Source organism: Metabacillus idriensis, assembly GCF_050483325.1.
Taxonomy (GTDB): domain Bacteria; phylum Bacillota; class Bacilli; order Bacillales; family Bacillaceae; genus Bacillus_P; species Bacillus_P idriensis_A.
Map to the genome: position 1 here is coordinate 66,682 of NZ_JBCMYF010000018.1, position 19,832 is coordinate 86,513.

The 19,832-nt window shown below is 42.8% G+C and carries 15 protein-coding genes and 1 riboswitch; of the genes, 3 read left to right on the forward strand and 12 right to left on the reverse strand.

Translation table 11 applies throughout. The annotated features are described in order from the left end of the window. Positions 1-4: 4 nt before the first annotated feature. Complete coding sequence (gene pruA / locus ABEQ24_RS11825; protein WP_430006992.1) at positions 5-1,552, reverse strand: L-glutamate gamma-semialdehyde dehydrogenase; 1,548 nt, start codon at positions 1,550-1,552, stop codon at positions 5-7. 201 nt (positions 1,553-1,753) lie between these two features. Here pruA and ABEQ24_RS11830 point away from each other — a divergent pair, with 201 nt between their 5' ends. Continuing rightward, positions 1,754-3,154: a sigma-54 interaction domain-containing protein gene (locus ABEQ24_RS11830; protein WP_430006993.1), complete on the forward strand. Its 1,401-nt coding sequence runs from the start codon at positions 1,754-1,756 to the stop codon at positions 3,152-3,154. Positions 3,155-3,182: 28 nt separating this feature from the next. Here ABEQ24_RS11830 and ABEQ24_RS11835 read toward each other — a convergent pair whose 3' ends face one another. From ABEQ24_RS11835 to ABEQ24_RS11850, 4 genes are all read right to left on the reverse strand, one after another. Next, on the reverse strand, positions 3,183-4,220 hold the full coding sequence (locus ABEQ24_RS11835) for a PTS sugar transporter subunit IIC (protein ID WP_430006994.1): 1,038 nt from the start codon (positions 4,218-4,220) through the stop codon (positions 3,183-3,185). Between the two features lie 220 nt (positions 4,221-4,440). Next, a riboswitch (purine riboswitch) is annotated at positions 4,441-4,544 on the reverse strand. 243 nt (positions 4,545-4,787) lie between these two features. Next, positions 4,788-7,316 carry a cyanophycinase gene (locus ABEQ24_RS11840; RefSeq protein WP_430006995.1) on the reverse strand — a complete coding sequence of 843 codons (2,529 nt, stop codon included), beginning with the start codon at positions 7,314-7,316 and terminating at the stop codon, positions 4,788-4,790. 53 nt (positions 7,317-7,369) lie between these two features. After that, positions 7,370-8,545, reverse strand: a complete 1,176-nt coding sequence (iadA, locus tag ABEQ24_RS11845; RefSeq protein WP_430006996.1) for a beta-aspartyl-peptidase — start codon at positions 8,543-8,545, stop codon at positions 7,370-7,372. A 38-nt stretch (positions 8,546-8,583) separates the two neighbouring features. After that, positions 8,584-10,002 carry a YfcC family protein gene (locus tag ABEQ24_RS11850; protein WP_430006997.1) on the reverse strand — a complete coding sequence of 473 codons (1,419 nt, stop codon included), beginning with the start codon at positions 10,000-10,002 and terminating at the stop codon, positions 8,584-8,586. A gap of 519 nt (positions 10,003-10,521) precedes the next feature. Between ABEQ24_RS11850 and ABEQ24_RS11855 the strand changes: the two genes are divergently transcribed. Further along, positions 10,522-12,540, forward strand: a complete 2,019-nt coding sequence (locus ABEQ24_RS11855) for a sigma 54-interacting transcriptional regulator (protein ID WP_430006998.1) — start codon at positions 10,522-10,524, stop codon at positions 12,538-12,540. A gap of 37 nt (positions 12,541-12,577) precedes the next feature. On the opposite strand, the gene ABEQ24_RS11860 is transcribed toward ABEQ24_RS11855, so the two are convergent. Next, positions 12,578-13,258 (reverse strand): zinc metallopeptidase, encoded by a 681-nt coding sequence (locus tag ABEQ24_RS11860; RefSeq protein ID WP_430006999.1) that lies wholly within the window; start codon positions 13,256-13,258, stop codon positions 12,578-12,580. Between the two features lie 133 nt (positions 13,259-13,391). Here ABEQ24_RS11860 and ABEQ24_RS11865 point away from each other — a divergent pair, with 133 nt between their 5' ends. After that, positions 13,392-13,799 carry a YkvA family protein gene (locus ABEQ24_RS11865; RefSeq protein WP_309190535.1) on the forward strand — a complete coding sequence of 136 codons (408 nt, stop codon included), beginning with the start codon at positions 13,392-13,394 and terminating at the stop codon, positions 13,797-13,799. 49 nt (positions 13,800-13,848) lie between these two features. Here the strand turns inward: ABEQ24_RS11865 and ABEQ24_RS11870 are convergent, their stop codons facing one another. From ABEQ24_RS11870 to ABEQ24_RS11895, 6 genes are all read right to left on the reverse strand, one after another. Then, entirely contained in the window at positions 13,849-14,175 is a 327-nt protein-coding gene (locus tag ABEQ24_RS11870) for a YnfA family protein (RefSeq protein WP_430007000.1), read from the reverse strand. A gap of 28 nt (positions 14,176-14,203) precedes the next feature. Then, positions 14,204-15,424 (reverse strand): PucR family transcriptional regulator, encoded by a 1,221-nt coding sequence (locus ABEQ24_RS11875; RefSeq protein ID WP_430007001.1) that lies wholly within the window; start codon positions 15,422-15,424, stop codon positions 14,204-14,206. A 157-nt stretch (positions 15,425-15,581) separates the two neighbouring features. Beyond that, positions 15,582-16,676, reverse strand: coding sequence for a Gfo/Idh/MocA family protein (locus ABEQ24_RS11880; protein WP_430007002.1), 1,095 nt, complete (start codon positions 16,674-16,676; stop codon positions 15,582-15,584). A gap of 19 nt (positions 16,677-16,695) precedes the next feature. Further along, positions 16,696-17,517, reverse strand: coding sequence for a carbohydrate ABC transporter permease (locus ABEQ24_RS11885; RefSeq protein ID WP_430007003.1), 822 nt, complete (start codon positions 17,515-17,517; stop codon positions 16,696-16,698). Further along, positions 17,514-18,461, reverse strand: a complete 948-nt coding sequence (locus ABEQ24_RS11890) for a carbohydrate ABC transporter permease (RefSeq protein ID WP_430007004.1) — start codon at positions 18,459-18,461, stop codon at positions 17,514-17,516. The genes ABEQ24_RS11885 and ABEQ24_RS11890 overlap by 4 nt, the downstream gene beginning before the upstream one ends. Positions 18,462-18,529: 68 nt before the next feature. Continuing rightward, complete coding sequence (locus tag ABEQ24_RS11895; RefSeq protein WP_430007005.1) at positions 18,530-19,825, reverse strand: ABC transporter substrate-binding protein; 1,296 nt, start codon at positions 19,823-19,825, stop codon at positions 18,530-18,532. Positions 19,826-19,832 lie beyond the last annotated feature (7 nt).

Genomic DNA, 19,832 nt, shown 5'->3' on the forward strand with positions numbered 1-19,832 from the left:
CTCCTTAAAATGTCTCTGAAGTTGTTTTTGCCTGCATGTGAAGCAGCAAATAGTCAGGTCCGCCGGCTTTAGAATCTGTGCCTGACATATTAAATCCTCCAAACGGCTGATAGCCGACAATGGCTCCTGTACAGCCTCTGTTAAAATATAAGTTTCCAACGTGAAACTCTTCTTTGGCACGTTCAATGTGATCGCGGTTGTTTGAGATGAGCGCACCTGTTAATCCATAATCTGTGTTGTTGGCAATCTCAAGAATGTGATTAAAATCCTTTGCCTTGCAGAAGGCTACGACCGGTCCAAAAATCTCTTCCTGCATAAGGCGGTCTTTTTCGCATATATCTGCAAAAATAGTAGGCTGGATGAAGAAGCCGTCTGAATCGTCTCCCTCCCCTCCTGTCATAAGTCTGCCTTCTTCTTTGCCGATTTCTATATAACTCATAATCTTTTTGAATGCACTCTGATCGATAACCGGCCCCATATAAGAGTCCGCATCCTCAGGATTTCCGACTTTCAGCTCTTTTGTAAGTGCTACTGCCTTTTCAAGAACTTCATCATATACATCCTGATGAACAACCGCACGAGATCCTGCCGAACACTTCTGCCCTGAAAAGCCAAAAGCAGAGGCAACAATGGCTGATGCAGCCAAGTCCAAATCCGCGTCTTTATCAACGGCAACAGTATCTTTTCCGCCCATTTCAGCGATGACCCGCTTCAGCCATTTTTGTCCGCTGTGAACTTTCGCCGCACGTTCATAAATTCTGCAGCCGACTTCACGAGAACCTGTAAACGAAATAAATCGTGTTTTCGGGTGATCAACCAAGTAGTCCCCTACTTCAGCACCGCTTCCCGGAATGTAATTCAGTACACCCGCTGGAAGTCCAGCTTCTAAAAGGAGCTCCGCAAATTTCGCTGCCACAACAGGCGTTGAATTAGCAGGTTTTAAAAGAATCGTTTTTCCCGCAACAATAGCCGCTGCTGCCGTTCCCGCCATTATGGCAAGCGGAAAGTTAAAAGGAGAAATAACGATTCCAGCTCCAAGAGGAATATAGCTGAACGAGTTCCGCTCTCCTTCTCTGCTCTGCACAGGAACACCGTCCTTCAGCTTCAGCATTTGGCGTGCATAATACTCAAGAAAATCAATGGCTTCTGCCGTATCTGCATCTGCTTCACTCCATGGCTTTCCAGCTTCTTTTATGAGATAAGCTGAAAATTCATGCTTTCTGCGGCGAAGAATGGCTGCTGCACGTATCAGGATGGCTGCACGCGCTTCGGGTTTTCTAAGTTTCCATGTTTCAAAAGCTTCCAGCGCCTGCTCCATGGCTTTTTCGGCTAATTCCTTTGTCGCTTTGGAAACGACTCCAACCACTTCTGATTTGTTGGCCGGATTAACAGACGTTATTTTTTCTGATGTGGTGATCCGTTCTCCCCCGATGATAAGCGGATACTCCTTATTCAGATGAGAGTTCACGAATTCCAGTGCTTCTTTTATTGCCTGAATGTTTTCATTTTTACTAAAATCTGTAAACGGTTCATGCTTGTATGTGACGGTCATGGCCATTCCTCCTAAGTTTGATTCTTCAATTAAGATAGAATGCAAGTTCCGTGCCAACCTATTATTACAGAAGTGAAAGGGTTTAAGTGCAAAATAATATGGCAGTGCCGAATTTTTTTGCATCTAAAACGCAAAATTATTTTGCCTGCAATACATATGAGAGGATAGAATGGAAGAAAAGCACGATAAAGGGGGTCAACTATGAATCTAAAAAAAGAAAATCTGTATTTGTTTATGGAATCCATCATTGATGAAATTGATGTGGGTCTTCATGTGATCGATAAAAAAGGACATACCATCCTCTACAATAAAAAGATGATGCAAATTGAATCAATGGACAGCAGGGATGTCATGAACAAAAATCTCCTGGACGTTTTCATGTTTTCTAAAGACGGAGACAGCACGCTCGTGCAGGCTCTTCAAAACGGCACCGAAACGAAGAATATTAAACAAACTTATTTCAACAACAAAGGAAAAGAAATCACGACCGTCAACAACACTTTTCCAATCCGGGATGGCGATGAAATCATCGGCGCTGTTGAAATTGCAAAAGATATTACTAAGATCGAGAGGCTGATAAAGGACAATATTAAAAGAAAGGGAGGTACACGTTATACCTTTGAAAGTATTATTGGGGAAGGTCCTGCTATAAAAGAAGTCATTGAAAGTGCCAAGCGTGCGACACGCACAGCGTCATCTGTCCTGATTGTCGGGGAAACCGGTACAGGAAAAGAGCTTTTTGCACAAAGCATCCATAACGGAAGCAGCCGTTCAGCAGCTCCTTTTATCTCTCAGAACTGTGCCGCACTGCCGGACAGCCTGATTGAGAGTTTATTGTTCGGCACCAAAAAAGGAGCTTTTTCAGGAGCGATTGATCATCCCGGTTTGTTTGAACAAGCAGAGGGAGGCACGCTGCTGCTTGATGAAATTAACTCTTTGAATCCCCATCTGCAGTCCAAGCTTCTGAGGGCTTTGCAGGAGAGAACGATCCGGCGGATTGGCGATACGAAAGATACGCCAATTGATGTAAGAATCATAGCGACAATTAATGAAGATCCGATTGAAGCGATAACGAATGAACACATGAGAAAGGATCTATACTACCGTCTGAGTGTCGTGACTGTTTTTGTTCCTCCGCTGAGAGACAGAACGGAAGATATCCCTCTTCTTATCAGGCAATTCATCCGAAAATATAATGAGCTTTTTCAAATGGATGTTCAGCGTGTTGATCAGGAGGTCATGGATAATCTTCTTTCTTACGAATGGCCGGGCAACGTGCGGGAGCTTCAGCACATAATTGAAGGAGCGATGAATTTCATTGCAGATGAGGAAACGATCCGCCTTAACCATCTGCCTCTGCATTTCCGCTCAAAATCAAAGGCGCGGACAACTGATTCTTCTCAAGTGCAGGTTTATGAAGAAACAAGTGAGTCCCTGAAGCTGAAAGAACACTTGGACCGTTCAGAAGCTAACTATATTAATGCCTTGCTGAAAAAGAACGGATATAACATTTCAAAAGCGGCAGAAGAAGCAGGATTAAGCCGCCAGAGCCTGCAATATAGAATGAAAAAGCTTCATATTGAAGCAAAAAAAAGCTTCTGAGGAAAGATGTCCCCAGGAGCTTTTTCCGTTATGCTGCCTCTTTAAGATCGCTGCTTTTACGAATATCAGAAACTGTTTTGATCTTATAATTTTTAAACAAAATCGATCCAAGCAGGCCGAAAACTCCACCGGCAAGAGCACAGAGCGCAGCTGTTATCGTAACGGTTAATGGGTCATTAAATCCATACATGACAGCTAAACCTGCGATTGGAGTTGCCGTTCCTGTTGCGTTGTTTACAAGTCCGAATAAGGCAACGACTACACCTGCTGCAGCTCCGCCGAAAAAGTTCGTCACATACACCGGAATCGGATTTGCCGTAATAATGTCTGCTTGAGTCAGAGGCTCAATCGCTACGGCAATCGTTGTTCGTCTGTCGCCAAATTTCAGACGGCTGAAGAGAACATAGTTCATGAAGGAAGAACCGAATACGGCCAGGGCGCCAATCGCCATAGGCAATCCAGTTAAACCAAGCATAGCTGTTAGAGCCATGGAGCTTAATGGCGCTGTAGCTACAACTGTAATCACTCCGCCAAGGATAATTCCCATTAGAATCGGGTTGCTGTTGGCTGTTTCAGTAATAATACCGCCAATGTTCAAAAGAGTAGCATCCACTACTGGAGTTAGAGCGTTTCCTATTAATCTCACAAGTGGTGCCGCGACGATAATCGTCACAAGCAAATCAAGACCGGCAGGCGTTTTCTTCTCAATCAGTTTTACCAGGAAAGCAACAAGATAGCCTGCAAAAAAGCCAGGAAGCAAACCCAGTCCGGCACACGATACGCCAAGCATCAGGGCATAAACCGGGGACACACCTAGTGCGAGCGCCACAAGAGCAGCAGCTGCTACCCCCCCCATGCTTCCTGCGGCATCCCCAACTTCTCCGAGAAATTCAACCTTCAGAAGATCTCCTCCAACATATCGCTGAAAGGCTTCAACAAGAAAAGCAGCAACGGCTGCGTTTGCGAGCGCCCCCATCGCTTTCATGCCCTTTGGAGCTTTGTAGCTGAATAATGAAAATAACCCAAGTACTAGTAATAATAGCGCTGTTCCTTTTACCAATTCCATCTGTCTCTCTCCTCTGGCTGTTAAGAATGCAACATCAGCTGGCATTCATTCTTTTATAATCATCAAAAAGCTCTTATCCTTTCACACCTTCAGCCGCAAGACAGAAGGGATGAAAAAATAAGAGCCTGAATGCGGAATCACTGTACAATACGATTTTCATAGATTAGCCTCACAGGATAATCAAAGATTAGCATATCACACAATTCACATCTTCTCATCTTAGTTGTTCATACCTTCTTGTAGTCTGGCATTTTAGCGGCTGCCAGGTAGAAACGATCAGACCATCTTAACTGAAATTATACAAGAATATAAAAATTTTAATAATAGTTAGAAGTATATAGGAATTGGTTACATTGGACAATGGATATTGAAAAGTTCGGAATAATCAATATACAAATTACATAATCTGCTGAATATCGCAGAACTCGCTCAAATCTTCCTCCAACTATAGAAAAGTGGTCTCTAACTCGCGGGAAACCGTCCACCTCGCCACCTCCAATTCCTGATTAAAACTTGTTAGCCTCCTTAAAAAAAGAACCAAACCGCATTCGGCTTGGTTCCCCGTTCTTACTTCACTTTTACAGACACTGGAGTAATATCAAGAACAGCGTTAACTACTGAATAATCATCTTTTCCGCCATCTTTATATCCCCAGAATCCGTCTGTTTCTTCGGTTTTTCTGAATGTAAGTTTGACACCCTTTCCCTGGTCAAAAGCATAGCTCATTACTTCTTTCTCACCGTTGTTATCTACCAGGTTATAAGAGAGGAACTTGCTTAATGTTCCGTGAGCAGTCAGAACGCCTGAATGCGGTGCTGCTTTGTAATCTCCGTACTCATAGCCAGCTGTACTGACTTTGTGTTCGCTGATGTCGAATTGGTTTGTTTGAAGATCAACGGAGTCACCCGCTGCAATAGTTGAAAGAAGAATGTTCTTAAATTCATTCTGTACTTTCGGATTTGTTTTTACTTTAGATAAATCAATCACTGTCACTCCTGCACGGCCGACTACTTCAATTTTCCTTTCTTCATTGCGGACGACCATGGCTGTATCTTCATCGATTCCATAAGAAAGCTGATTACTTTCTCCTTTTTCATAAGCTGTCGCAATCAATCTGCCAAGGCGGGCTTTGTTGTCAAAGTGCTGGTCGATGATGCCGTATTGGAAGAAACCAAGTCCGCGTTCAAGATAGCCTGGTCCGCCTTCTTGCTGCTGCATGCCGTCATATGTGTCAGTAAAGCCTTTTGAAAGAGTATCAAGACTGCCGCCGCCTGCAAGCATAACATCGCTCATAATCGCTGCACCGGCACTTGTGCCGCCTAGAACAGCTCCTTTTTTATAGATGTCCCAGATGGCTGTTAATGCTTTCGATTCAGATTGGTCAGTATTAAACAGCGCTTTTGTAATTTTCGTCTGATCGCCCCCTACAAACCAGATGGCATCAAGCTCTTTAATGCTTCCAGCTGCTTCTTCACTGTTTTTATTCTTTTCCCACTCTGCTGCATCGTTTTCAGGAGTATCTTTGTAGTTTGTCGTTGAAATCGGCAGAATCTGAATATTTTCTTCTTTAACTCCGTATTTTACAAGATCATTTTTAAACGCATCGGATGATTTCAACGACCCGCTCGCTGCCGGAACAATCCCAAATTTCGCGTCTGTTTTCCCTTCAGCAAGGTCAATAAAAGCTTTATATACTGCTTCGTTTGTTGATCCAAGAGCACCGCCTGCGATTACAAGGTTTCCTTTAATTTGGCCGCGATCGGTTTCTTCATGAATTTCGAAATTAGAAGGTTTATAGTCTTTGAATGCCTTATCATCTTTTTTGAACTCAATAGAAACCGGTGTAACATCCATTTTTACGTTTGTGATTGAATAGTCATCTTTTTGGCCATCCTGATATCCCCAATAACCATTCGTTTTATCTGTTTTACTGAACGTTAAGGCAAAGCCCTTTCCTTTACTGTCATATAAATAGCTTTTTACTGATTCGGTCGATGAGTTATCAATCAGCGAGTAAGAAAGATATGGTTTGAGTCTTCCGTAAGAAGTAAGGACTCCAGTCGCTTCAAGCGGTTTAAACGAATAATACTCGTAGCCTTTTGTTTCATCTTTGTCCGGATTCACCGTAAAAGCTTTAGTCTTCAAGTCAATTTTGTCCCCAGGAGATAAGAAGCTGATGGAGACGTTATTGACTGGGTGCAGTTTCTTGCTTGCTGGTTTTGCCTTGCTGGCATCTACAACTGTGACACCGCCTCGGCCTGCAATTTCCGCTGTTTTCTCCTTATTGTCAACGATTAAGGCTGTATCTTCATCAATCCCATATGAATGAAACTTCTCTTTTTGCTTTTCATATTTCACAGCTGCTGCTGCAAGCCGGCCCAGTCTTGCTCTTTCATCAAAGTGCTGATCCACAATGCCGTATCGGAAAAAACCCAGCCCTTTTTCAATGTAAACAGGTGCATATTCTTTGTTCGCAGGTGCTTTATCCGCCTCTGTGAATTCACCTTTTAACCCTCCAAGGCTGTCGCCTCCTGTAATCATGACGTCACTCATGATCGCAGCTCCGGCGCTTGTCCCGCCAAGAACAGCCCCATCCCTGTAGATGTCCCAGATCGCATCTAGTGCTTTGGTATTTTTTCCTTTTTCATCAAAAAGAGTGTCCGTAATTTTCAGCTGATCTCCGCCGACGAACCAGACTGCTGAAAGGTCTGCAATCTGATTGATAATCTCTTTTTCGTTTACGTTGTTTTTCCACTTGCTCTCATCAAAATCAGTATCACTGAAATCATGATTTGAGATTGGAAGAATATCTACATTTTCGGCTCTCACCCCGTATTTAACGAGGTCTGCTTTAAACTCATTTGAAGATTTCAGCTTTCCGCTCGCAGCAGGAATAATCCCGATTCTGGCATTATCCTTTCCGCCTGCACGGTCAATAAAAGATTCATAGACTGCTTGATTGCTGCTCCCCAAAGACCCTCCTGCAATAACAAGACTGCCTTTAATTTCTTCCTTGCTGCCTGCTGCTGCAGCAGACATGCTGAAACTTGATGCAAGCAGACAGGCTGCTGCAAGCATACTGAATGGTTTCTTCACTCCAATTCCCCCTAAAATTAGATATTCTTCTGTTAAAGCAGACTGACATCCATTTATGCTTCAAAAGTTCCCTTAATAGTTGCGATGCCTCCTTCAACCATTACTTTTCCCTTTGCCAGAACTGTGTCAATGTCGAGTGTTTCTTTATCAAGCAAAACGAGATCTGCATCGTTGCCTGCACGAATTTCCCCTTTTTTCTTCAGCTTTAATATGCGGGCTGGATTCGATGTAATGACTTGAAGAGCTGTCTCGAGAGAAACTCCCTCATCAAGAACAGATGAACGGACCTCTTCAAAAAGGGAAGATACTTTCCCAACTTGAAGCCCGGCAAAATCACCGTCTGAATTAAAATATGGAAGGCTTGCCTGACCATCAGATGAAAACGTAATTTGTGTAACTGGAATACCTCTTTCAAGCATCAGGCGCAAGCCTCTGCTGCACTTCACTTCGCCCTCCTCTAGAAATTGAGGAATGGTGCTTGTGGTCATATCTACATAACCGCCAAGTTCCGCATATTTGATTCCCTCTTCAAACAGATTTGCGTTTCGGTTAATATGGGTCGGGTGGAAGTGATGGATAGGGATGTCCGTTTTTTCTGCAATTTCAAATAACAGATCAAGTTTGCGGTCACTGTCGCCGACATGAATTTCAAGCACGCCGGCTTTCCCAGTAATCAAACCGCCATTTCTGGCGGCAGCTGCAATTTTGGCCAGCTCTTCAATCGTCGGTTCAGATGAACGGTGATCAGATATCGCAATCTCTCCAACACCGATGATCTTTTCAATAAAAATCAGATCCTCTTCAATTTTACCGGTCAGCGTTTTCACCGGAATCTGGTAAGACCCTGTGTGAAGATAAGATGTGATGCCTTCTTCATCAAGTGCATGTGCTTTTGCAAGCAGACTCTCAATTCTTCTTGTTGTTCCGTCCGTTCCGAGTACTCCTATAACGGTAGTAATCCCGGCAGTCGTAGCATCCGTCAAATTCAGCTCAGGGGTGCGTGTTTTAAATCCGCCTTCCCCGCCGCCGCCAATCAGGTGAACATGAGCATCAATAAAACCGGGCACTAAAAGCTTGCCTGTTCCGTCGATCACCAGCACATCAAGTGATGCCGCATCCAAATTAATGCGGTCTTTGATATAGCCGATTTTATCTGCCGTAAGGAGCACGTCCTTTTTGCCTAAATAATGAGGCGCGTATACTTCTGTATTTTTTATAAGAGTAAGCAATGTTTGACCTCCTGTGTTTATCTATGATGACCAGTCTTTTAAAACGGCCCGTAATTCATCAAGTGAGCAAGAACAACTGCTGCAAGCCCGATGAGATATTGAATGAAAACAAGCGGCAGCACCCATTTAGCCCACTTCGTCCAAGGTATACCAGCGATAGCAAGACCTGCCATTAGTGTACCTGCTGTCGGGAAGATGATGTTTCCGATTCCATCTGCAAATGAGAAGGATAGGACAGCTGTTTGACGAGTAATATCAAGCAAATCTGCAAGAGGCGTCATGATTGGCATTGTAAGCATCGCATGTCCGCTTCCTGAAGCAAGGATAAAATGGATAATAGCCTGGAAATTGTACATTCCGATGACACTCCAAAAAGCAGGAATATTCTTAAGCGCATCGGAAACTCCGTAAAGCATAGGATCAATAATATGCCCTTCATTTAACACGACCAGCGTCGCTCTCGATACCCCGATAATGAGTGCTCCGCCAATTAATAGGGAAGAACCTTCTACGAATGATTTCGCAATTTGATCTGCAGAAAGTCTGCCGATGATTCCGATGACAATCGTTAATACGATAAAAAGAGCAGCAATCTCAGTGATATACCATTGAAACTTTATGACTCCAAATGCAAGAACTACGTAATTCAGCAAAAAGGCGCCTAAAATCAATTTATGTTTTGTCTCTAATTTTTCATTTGAATTCAACAGGACATCCGCTTCTTCTTTACTGTATTTTCCGAAAAAGCCCTTTGATGGATCTTTCTTCACTTTCATTGCATGACGGTAAACAAAAATAACCGATACTGCATAAACAATAACGAATAATACAAGCCTGTACCCCATGCCGGAGAACATCGGAAGCTCAGCAATACCCTGTGCCACCCCGACTGTAAATGGGTTCATAACAGCTGTTGTAAAACCTGCCGCAGCCCCAAGAATGACGATCGCTGTTCCGGTCAGCACATCAAATCCCAATGCGAGCGCAAGCGGAATCAGTAATGGAATATAAGCAAGTGTTTCCTCTGCCATCCCCATAAGAGATCCCCCGATGGCAAAAAACAGCATCATCGCAGGAATCAAAAGTTTTTCACGTGTTGCAAGCCTCTTAGCGAGCGTAGTAATCAACAGGTTAATCGTACCCGTTGCCGTTAACACTCCAAAAAATCCGCCGATGATCAAAACAAAGAAGATAATGTTTGCAGCTTCTACCATCCCGGTATGGAGTGCTTTTACCATTCCAAACGGGCTGACCGGTGTTTGTTCAGCGGACTGAAACGTATCCGGATCAATTTCCGTTCTTCCGTCTACCTCTACCCTTGCATAATCTCCTGCAGGCAATACGTAAGTTAATAGTGTTGCAACAACCAATACACCCAGTAAAAGGGCAAATACATTAATCTTGCGTTCTTTCTTTTCCTTCCCCTTTGGTTGATAAGCTAATTCAGCTTGAGCCATAAGTTCTTCTCCCCTTTTTCATGTTTTATTTAGATGGCAAACGACATCTCCCTTGGAAATGCCTCTCCTCTCGGAAATTGTCATTTGCAAGTATATAATGCAATTTTTGTGCCAACATGAAATGAGAGGGGCTTTTTTATTTTAGGCTCTTTTCGTAATTATTGTTGCTATTAGACTAAATGATAAAAACATGAGTGGATTGCAGCGGAAGGAACTTGACTCCTGCGGGATATAGAGCAAAATGGGAGACCCCACAGGCAAAGCCGAGGAGGCTCCCATGCTCCCCGCGGAAAGCAAGTTCCTGGAGCGGAAAGGAACGGACAACATTTATCATGTCGTCCACCTCACAGCTTGTCCTTTAGTAAGTATAGTCCAAAAATAAAATTGACCCAACTCTAATATTCATCATATTGCATAAAGTATTATTATCTAAAATTTCTAATAATCATTGTCTTTTTGGTCTAAATTGGTTTGTTTTTATGATATTATATAACCAATAGAACCAAAAGGAGTGAGAAAATGAAACCTTCCATTATTCTCCTGACAGGCGGTATAAAAACAAAGAAAACGCTTCATACCCAACTCAATCAGCTATTGGGAGATTATCTTTCCATTAAGAGCTATGCTGCCGATGATGGTCTTCCGGCTGACCTTAAGGCAGACATTATTCTCTATTCCTCAGAATCCCTGAAAGAAGAACTAAGTCATTTAAAGAATATAGATGCAAAAATACTAATAACCGGCCAGAGGACTGTTCATCACGAATACTTGGACAAGATGCTGAACCTTCCGGCGGGTTCAAACGTGCTTGTGGTAAATGATGAATACAATGTTACTATGGAGCTGATTCAATCCCTTTATCAGCTGGGAATTAACCACGTCCGCTTTATTCCATTTAAGAAAAGTCACTCTTATCAAGAAAATATAGATGCTGCGGTTTCACCCGGTGAAACCGAGCTTGTCCCTTCATATGTTCCGCTAATATTGGATATTGGCGTCCGTCTCTTTGATATGACCACTATCCTGAAAATAGCTGATTACTGCAGCCTGCCTGAAAATGCCACCCTGCAGATCTCTGAAAGATACATCCGCAGCATCATCGAGCTTCAGCAGAAACTGATGCTTGCCGAAAAGCAGACAAAAGAGGTCTATCAGCACATTCAGAATGTAGTTAACACTGTGGACGATGGCATTTTAGCCATGAATGAAAGAAATGAGATTACCGTTTTTAATGAAAAACTTGAAGCGCTTTTTCAAGTTAAATCATCAGAAATAATCAATTTCCCCATCCAGACTGCCAATTTTGAGAAAGAAGTGGTGGAATTTATTATGCAAGGATCGGAAGAAAGTCATTTATTCACCATTAACGGGGTGGATGTCGTCGTATTCCGCCACTCAATGACAGGAGAACAAACAACTGTTGCTGTTTTTAAAAGTGTGCGCCAAGCCTTTGAAATTGAAAAAACAGCACAGCGAAAGCTAAAGGATAAAGGTTTTTATGCTAAATACAGCTTTGATGACATCATTTGTGAAAATTTAAAAATGAAAGAGCTTAAACAAATTGCAAAGAAGCTTGCATTATCTGAACACCCGATTTTAATTCAGGGAGAATCAGGAACCGGCAAAGAATTATTTGCCCATGCGATCCACCAGCATTCCATGAGAAAGAACGGCCCATTTTTGCCGGTGAATTGCAGTGCCCTGTCAGAAAGCCTGCTTGAAAGTGAACTTTTCGGATATGAAGAGGGAACTTTTACCGGAGCACAGCGCGGCGGAAAGAAGGGATTGTTTGAACTTGCAGATAACGGCACCATTTTCCTTGATGAAATTGGGGATATCAGTCTCTCCATGCAGTCCAGGCTGCTTAGGGTTCTTCAGGAAAAGGAAATTAGAAGAATCGGTGGAACCAAAATTATTCCGATCAACGTAAGGATTATTTCAGCAACAAATAAAAGAATTGAGGAACAAATGAAAACTCAAACATTCAGAAATGATTTGTTTCATCGTTTAAACGTGCTGAATCTTTCCATTCCTTCTTTAAATCAGAGAAAAGAAGATATTCCTCTGCTGATTCACCACTTTATTACGAAGAATGGAAAATGGCTGAAGGTCGATCCTATTCTGATGGAAAAGCTGACGGCAGCTGAATGGAACGGAAACATCAGAGAGCTTAAAAATGCAGTGGATTATATGATTACGGTTTGTGAAGGGGCCATCCTTTCATTAAAAGATCTCCCTCATTCTTTTTCAGCAGCTCTGGAGACAGAACCGCCACATCAAAACATGCTTGAACAATCAGAACATGACACCATCCTGCAGATTGTAAAAGAATGCAATGATTCAGGAAAAGCTGCAAGCAGGGACTATATTTCAGAAAAAACAAAAGAACGAAGCACTCCGCTGCCATTGTCTCCGCAGCAGGTGAGAAGGCGTTTAGATGACCTCGAGGAAAAAGGAATGATTTTGAAACGCAAGGGACGCGGAGGCACAAGGATAACAGAGAACGGCTTAAAGTATTTAGAGAGAATTCTCCGCTAAAAAACCGGACTCTTTATCATGCGAGTCCGGTTTTCCTTTATTCTCTGTTACCTGCAAAGATCATAATGAATTTCAGCAATTCAAACAGCGAAATTAAAGCAGCTGCTACATATGTCAGCGCAGCGGCTCCGAGCACTTTGTTCACTCCTCGTTCTTCTTCATTGCGGATGATGCCTTCTGCAATCATAAAGTCCTTCGCTCTTCTGCTTGCATTAAATTCAACAGGAAGTGTGACAAGCTGAAAGCCAACTGCTGCGGAAAAGAAGAGGATTCCGACCCCGATCAGATTCAGCGAACCGAGCAAAAATCCACCAATCAGCAAAAACGGAGCAATGCCGGAAGAAATACTGACAACAGGGAACATTTTATGCCTGAGCGTTAATGCACCATACGCCTCTTTATGCTGAACAGCATGGCCCACTTCATGAGCTGCAACTGAAATAGCCGCAATGGACTGCCCGCCGTATACAGGCTCAGACAGTCTGACTGTTTTCTTAGTCGGATCATAATGATCTGAAAGTGTGCCTCTTACAGGTTCAACGGGTACATGATGAAGACCGTGATGATCAAGAATTCTCCTGGCAACCTCCATTCCGGTTAACCCTGAAGAAGCCTGAACTTTTGACCATTTATTAAAATTGCTTTTCACTTTAGCCTGAGCCCAAAGCGCAAGGCCAAAGGCTGCAAAGACCAAAATATCCATAGGATGAAAAAACATACAGCGCCTCCTGAATCAGATTCTTACTGTTATATTTCCTCTAACAGCTTCTAATAAACAGAGAAGTGCTAACATGATGTGCCCGGAATGTAGTAAAATAATGGTATACTCCAATCGAAACGGATGTGAATACATGTCTTTAAAACAGGAACAGGACACCCTTCAAGAATTACAAGAAGCTGAAAAGCATTATTCAGAAACAAAATTCTGGGATAAATTAAAGAAATTCGGAAAAAAAGCGGGCTCATCTGTAGTCTATGCCGTATTGCTTTTGTATTTTACGCTGCAAAAACCTGAAGTGCCGAAGAAAACAAAAGCCATCATTATCGGGGCATTAGGCTATTTCATATTGCCGCTCGATCTAATCCCGGACCTTGCAGCCGGAGTCGGCTACACGGACGATTTGGGTGCACTTGGTCTAGCCCTTCTGCAGGTAGCGATGTATATTGACGACGATATTAAAAATCAGGCGAAGGAAAAGCTGACAGAGTGGTTTGGCCAATCAGTCGATACTTCTGATATTGATGCGAAAATTAAATAAAAACAGCAAAAATGTCTATTCCGTTTGGGATAGACATTTTTGCTGTATTCTAATGCCTGGGAGCAAACAGCATTACCGAAACTCCGGCCAAACAGATTACTGCGCCCGTCCAATCATAAACATCAGGCGTTTTCCGGTCCACTCCCCATCCCCACAGTACGGAAAGAATAATAAATATACCGCCGTAAGCCGCATAGACCCTCCCAAAGGAAGGGAAAGTCTGCATAGCTGCAATCAATCCATATATAGCTAAAGAGATTCCGCCAAAAACACCCCAATAAGCCGGCTTGCCTTCCCGGAGCCAAAGCCAAATTAAATATCCTCCGCCAATTTCTGCGAGCCCTGCCAGCAGAAATAGGGAAATTGTGTAAACCAACAGACACCCTCCTTTTGCAATATTTTTATTAAATTTCTTTCTTCATCAGCTGAAGATCAATATATAATTGAATCCTTGTATGAAAATCATCAAAATCAACGGATGTGAGCTCATTGATTTGATTAATCCTGTATTTGAGCGTGTTTGTATGAACATACAGCTGCTCGGCTGTCGGCTTGATTTTACAGTTGTTGAACAAATAAATCTCAAGTGTATGAATCAGTTTTGTCTGGCTTTCTTCATCCTTCTTCTTCAATATTTGAAGGCTTTTATTATTATAGCCGGTTATACTGTGATGCTTTGAAATGGTTTCGAGATAGCGGAATATCCCAAGTTTGCTGTATGTGAAGGGAAGTTTTTCAGGAGAGCCGACAAATTTAGCTGCATTAATGACTTCCAGTGCTTCAAAGTACGATTTTCTCAACTGCAAAATGGACGAATAAGCATTGCCGATCCCGGCATAAATTTTCTGGCTGTTTAATTGCGAAAGGACGGTTGATGTCAGCTCTGAAGCACTTGCTGCGAGCTGGTCTGCAACTTTTGCATTGCTCCCGATAATGACGATCACTTTCAGCTGATCTGTAAACACATGCGCAAAATGATTCAATGCGTTCGCAAATAAACGAACCGTTTCAGTCAGGTCATCCAGCTGTTCTTCTTCACTTTGAGACACAGTGAAAATATTGACGATAAACGTTTCCGGGATGAGAATACTGTGATTTGCCGCTTCCCATTTAACTTGATTCTCCGTTTGAAAGACTTCTCCGATAATTTTTTTATAAAACTCGTTTTTTTCTTCATTTTCTCTTATGTTTATCTGATTTTTTTGATATAAAAGCTTTCCTATATGATGGGATACTTCATGAAGGAAATTCAGTTCCTTCTCGGTCACCCGCTTTGTTTCCTGAACCCATATATAGCCGAATACCTGATCTTTGTAGATGGCGCTTACTACAACCCGCTGATTTAAACCGATTTCTTTTATCTGTTTTACCCTAAAGGGATGAGGAATTGTTTTAAGCTGATCCACAATGCCTTCATCCATGAATTTCTCAAGGATGGGGATCGGCCAGTGCTTTGTAAAAATAGTCTGCTGATTGGCTTGATCGAAATGGTCTATGTAATATGAGCTGTATGAAAGCAAAGAGAATTGATCATTTTCAATGACGACCGGTTTTTTCAAGTACGTGCTGACCATATCAGTAATATCGTTAATGTTAGTAATCGTCTGAATCTTTTCCAGGATCATAGAGATGGACCCCCGCTTCTCAAGTAAATGATGAACCTAATTATAATACTTTTAAGCGGGGAAAGGGAATAGAGAAAAGCGGAGCAGGCTATTCAGGTCAAAAAAGGCCCGCATAATTCTCATGCGGGCCGCTTTTCTATCACTAAATTGTCTCTGTCTATTTCCCTTCAGATATGAATGTGTTCACACCTGCAGGAAAGCTGTAAGAACTTTGCATCTCGTAATGCTTGCCAAGGGATGCCGACTCATGAAATCCATGCATGATTTCAAGGACATGAAAAGCAAGATCGCCCGAGGCACGATGCTGCCGATTATTCAAGATCGCATCTGCCATATCTGCAATCCCCAGGCCGCGGAGGTTCTCAACTTCATCCGTTACCAGCTCCTGCTCTACCCACTGATCCGTTCCTTTGCGGTTTAGCTTTACCGGTCCGGCAAACGTGTTTGGATCGGGAACAGAAATTGTACCTTCCGTTCCGTAGATTTCAAGAAACGGAGTTTGTGTGGACTGCACATCAAAGCTTGTGATGATGGTGCCGATCGCTCCGCTTTCGAACTCCACATTTCCGGAAATATGGGTTGGTGTCTGAACAGGTATTTTCTTGCCTGCATCCTCTCCCGTCATGATTGTCCGCTCTAAAAAGGGGATGCCTGCAGAAGCGGTAACCCGTTTAACAGAGCCCATAAGAGAGATAAATGCAGTTAAGTAGTAAGGACCCATGTCATACATGGGACCGCCTCCGGTCTGGTAAAAAAATGCTGGATTCGGATGCCATTGCTCAGGTCCGCTCTTAAGCATAAAAGCCGCAGCTGCTACCGGCTGGCCGATTGCGCCATTCTCAATGAGTGCCCGGCATGTCTGCAATCCTGCTCCAAGGAATGTGTCTGGTGCTGCACCAATCATCAGTCCGTTCTTTTTTGCCGCATCCACCAGTTCTTTCCCTTCTTGGACAGAAACGCTGAGCGGTTTTTCCACATAGACATGCTTCCCGGCATTTAAGGCCTGAAGACACAATGCATAATGTCCGCCAGGAGGTGTTAAATTAAGCACAATATCAACGTCTTCATGGCTGATTAATTCATCTGCTGAAAGAACAAAAGGAATGCCATGCTCCTTTGCCTTCTCTTCTGCTCTGCCGCGATCTAAATCAGCAACCGCAATAATGGTTACATGCTCAAAACGACTGCAGTTATTTAAATAAATATCACTGATGACACCACAGCCAATCAGTCCAACGTTCAGTTTTTTCATGTTCTTCCTCTCCTGTCTATTACTCTTTTACAGCTCCCCCGGCCAATCCTTTCACCACTTTTTCCTGCGAAAAAATATAAATGACAAGGATCGGCAGACTTGCAAGTGTAAGTGCGGCCATCAGCCCCGGAATATTGACTGAAAATTCCCCTTTAAAATCCTGCAAACCAAGCGGCAAGGTCATATTTTCCGGACTTGAAATCAAAACAAGAGCAAATATGAATTCATTCCATAAATGAATAAAGTTATAAATTAAAACGGTCATTAACGCAGGTGTCAGCATCGGCAGAATGACACGCCAGAAAATACCGAAATGATTACAGCCGTCAATTTTTGCCGCTTCCTCAAGCGACACTGGAATCTCTTGCATGAATTGAGTCAGAATAAAGATTGAAATCGGAAGACTGAAGGCAATATACGGCCCGAGCAATGCCCAGATTGTATCGTACATCCCCATACTTTGTGAAAGCTTGAAAACAGGAATTAAAGTTGCATGGATCGGAAGCATCATCCCTGCAATAAAAAGAAGAAACACGACACGATTGAACTTAAACTTCATCCTGCTTAATGGATAACTCGCCAATGCAGCGATGAGCATTACGGCAAATACAGCCACAACCGATACAAGTATGCTGTTAAAAAAATAGCGGGACAGTCCCATTTCAAATACACTCTTAAAGTTTTCAAGAGTAAAGGAAGAAAAAAGAGAATAAGGCTGTTCAAAGAACTCTGTTCTGCTCTTTAAACTTGTTGAAATCATATAAAGAAAAGGAAAACCTGTAAAAACAAGCAGAACAATGGCAATCAAGTACAGAGGAATCTTCTTTATCGCTAAATTCATGCATAGGCTCCTTTCTTTTTCCGATAAAAGTCTAGCGCCTGAATGATGACCGTTACGATCATTGCAAGGAAAAACATAACAAACGCAATGGCACTCGCATATCCCATGTTAAAGTTTATAAATGCCTGCTTAAACATGTAGGTTCCCAGCAGTTCAGTTCCATGGTTTGGTCCGCCGCCCGTCATTACATAGAAAATATCAAACGCCTTAAGAGATCCGACAATCGCAAGGATGGATGAACTGACAATCGTAGGCATTAACAGCGGAAATGTGATACGGAAAAACTTCGTGAAGGCATTAGCGCCATCAATTTCAGCAGCTTCATAAAGCTCTTCTGGAATTCCAACAATTGCTGCTTTAAACAGAATCATATAAAACGGTGAAAACTGCCAGACGATAACAAGCAAAACCGCAAACATGGCTGTATGCGACTCGCTCAGCCATTCCACATTTGCAAATCCGAACAAGCCTACAAGCTGGTTGATGATGCCGTTCAAAGGATCGAGCATGAGCATCCATAATAGTCCAACTGCTACAGTGGAGATTAAAAATGGAAAAAAGTAAACACCGCTGAACAGCCTGATGCCCCTGATTGGTGCAAGGAGCATTAGAGCCATAATCAGTCCCAGAGGAATCTGGACAAAAACTGAAGTAAGCACAACCCAAGTATTATTCGTCAGCGATGTCCAAAAAATGCTGTCATTTAATAGATTGGCATAGTTTTGCAGTCCAACATATGTGCCGGCACCAACACCATCCCACTCGTAAAAGCTGTAGAGCAGGGTGGAGAAAATGGGGTACAGCACATAAATGATATAAATGATAATGGCAGGGGCTAGAAACAGACTGATCGTTACAAATTTGTTCAGTGATTTCCTCTTTGGTCTCACAGCAGGCTGAACTGCCGTCTTGCTCGTTCGTATTCCTTTTAATTGCGTTTCCACGTCATCCCTCCTAGTCGTATTTCAAATGCAAGGAACAAAGGGGCATAGCCCCTTTGATACAGTTCCAATTACTCTTTCTTCAAATCTTCCTTGGCTTTTTGCTCCATCTTTTTTGCCGCTTCTTCCGGTGTCATATCAAGACCGAACACAGCTTGGGTAGTATCTTTATGCAGCTCTGCAAGCTCCGGAGGAAGTGTCTGATCATATGGCATCTGAAGGTGAGTCGCATTTTTTACCACATCATAAAAACGTTTAGTGAATTGATCTTTTGGAACAACATTGTCCACAGCTGTTAACGAGCCTGTGCGGTCTACATACTGCTGGGCAGTTTCCGTACTGCTCAGTTCCTTGGCAAGCTCGATTGCAAGCTCCTGGTTATTGCTGTTTTTTGCAACAGACCATACCGGACTCGCTGATGCGCCAAGGTGGGTTTGATCGCCATTTCCTCCATCCACTGTCGGGAATACAAAGAAATCGAGCTTACTTTCAAATTCAGGAGCTTCTTCTTTCATATTGTTCACAAATGAAATGGTCATATCGGTCATTGCAGCCTTGCCTGAATACATGAGCTGGCGCCCTTGACCTTCATCATAAGGAACACCATTAAATCCTGAGTTAAAAGCTTTCATTTTTACCATTTCCTGAATGAGTTCCCCTGCTTTTACATACGCCTGATCGTCAAAGCCTTTTCCAGTCCGGCGGAACGCACTGTCGAATAGCTCTGGACCGCCAATACGGCTGGCGAAGTTCATTAAATAGTAAGCACCTGGCCACTTAGTTTTATTGGCAAGCGCAATTGGAATAATGTCATTTTGATTAAGAGTATCAATAATCTTCAGCCACTCATCATATGTTTTTGGAGGAGTTAATCCGTACTCATTGAATATTTCTTTATTATAAAATACAACGTCAATGGATAAGCCGAGAGGCAATCCGAACACTTTGTCATCATACGTGGAATTATCCAGAGCCAGTTTGTTGAAATGATCTTTATCAGTTTCAGAAGTAATATCAAGTACCTTATCTTGGTCCACAAAATTCTTCAGCCATCCTCCTCCCCAGCTCACAAAAACGTCCGGAGCACTGTCGCCGGACATGGCAACGGAAAGCTTCTGCTTGTAAGCATCATTTGGAATCTGGAGCATTTCCACCTCAACATCGGGATGTTTTTCCTCAAACCGCTCCACAGCTTCCTGGTACACTTTTTCTTTCTCACCCGGATCAATTTGCCAGAACTCAAGTGTCTGTTTTCCCTTGGAGTTTGATTCATCAGCTGACGATTCTTTCGCCCCTCCGCCATTTAAACCGCATGCAGATAACAACATTGCTGCTGAAATACTTAACGTCAACAATCCTCTTTTCACGGCTATT

What these genes read in the sequence shown, in the direction of transcription:
- pruA (WP_430006992.1), bottom strand. Translation starts at nt 1,552, where the DNA reads ATGACCGTCACATACAAGCATGAACCGTTTACAGATTTTAGTAAAAAT.
- ABEQ24_RS11830 (WP_430006993.1), top strand. Translation starts at nt 1,754, where the DNA reads ATGAATCTAAAAAAAGAAAATCTGTATTTGTTTATGGAATCCATCATT.
- ABEQ24_RS11835 (WP_430006994.1), bottom strand. Translation starts at nt 4,220, where the DNA reads ATGGAATTGGTAAAAGGAACAGCGCTATTATTACTAGTACTTGGGTTA.
- ABEQ24_RS11850 (WP_430006997.1), bottom strand. Translation starts at nt 10,002, where the DNA reads ATGGCTCAAGCTGAATTAGCTTATCAACCAAAGGGGAAGGAAAAGAAA.
- ABEQ24_RS11855 (WP_430006998.1), top strand. Translation starts at nt 10,522, where the DNA reads ATGAAACCTTCCATTATTCTCCTGACAGGCGGTATAAAAACAAAGAAA.
- ABEQ24_RS11860 (WP_430006999.1), bottom strand. Translation starts at nt 13,258, where the DNA reads ATGTTTTTTCATCCTATGGATATTTTGGTCTTTGCAGCCTTTGGCCTT.
- ABEQ24_RS11865 (WP_309190535.1), top strand. Translation starts at nt 13,392, where the DNA reads ATGTCTTTAAAACAGGAACAGGACACCCTTCAAGAATTACAAGAAGCT.
- ABEQ24_RS11875 (WP_430007001.1), bottom strand. Translation starts at nt 15,424, where the DNA reads ATGATCCTGGAAAAGATTCAGACGATTACTAACATTAACGATATTACT.
- ABEQ24_RS11880 (WP_430007002.1), bottom strand. Translation starts at nt 16,676, where the DNA reads ATGAAAAAACTGAACGTTGGACTGATTGGCTGTGGTGTCATCAGTGAT.
- ABEQ24_RS11885 (WP_430007003.1), bottom strand. Translation starts at nt 17,517, where the DNA reads ATGAATTTAGCGATAAAGAAGATTCCTCTGTACTTGATTGCCATTGTT.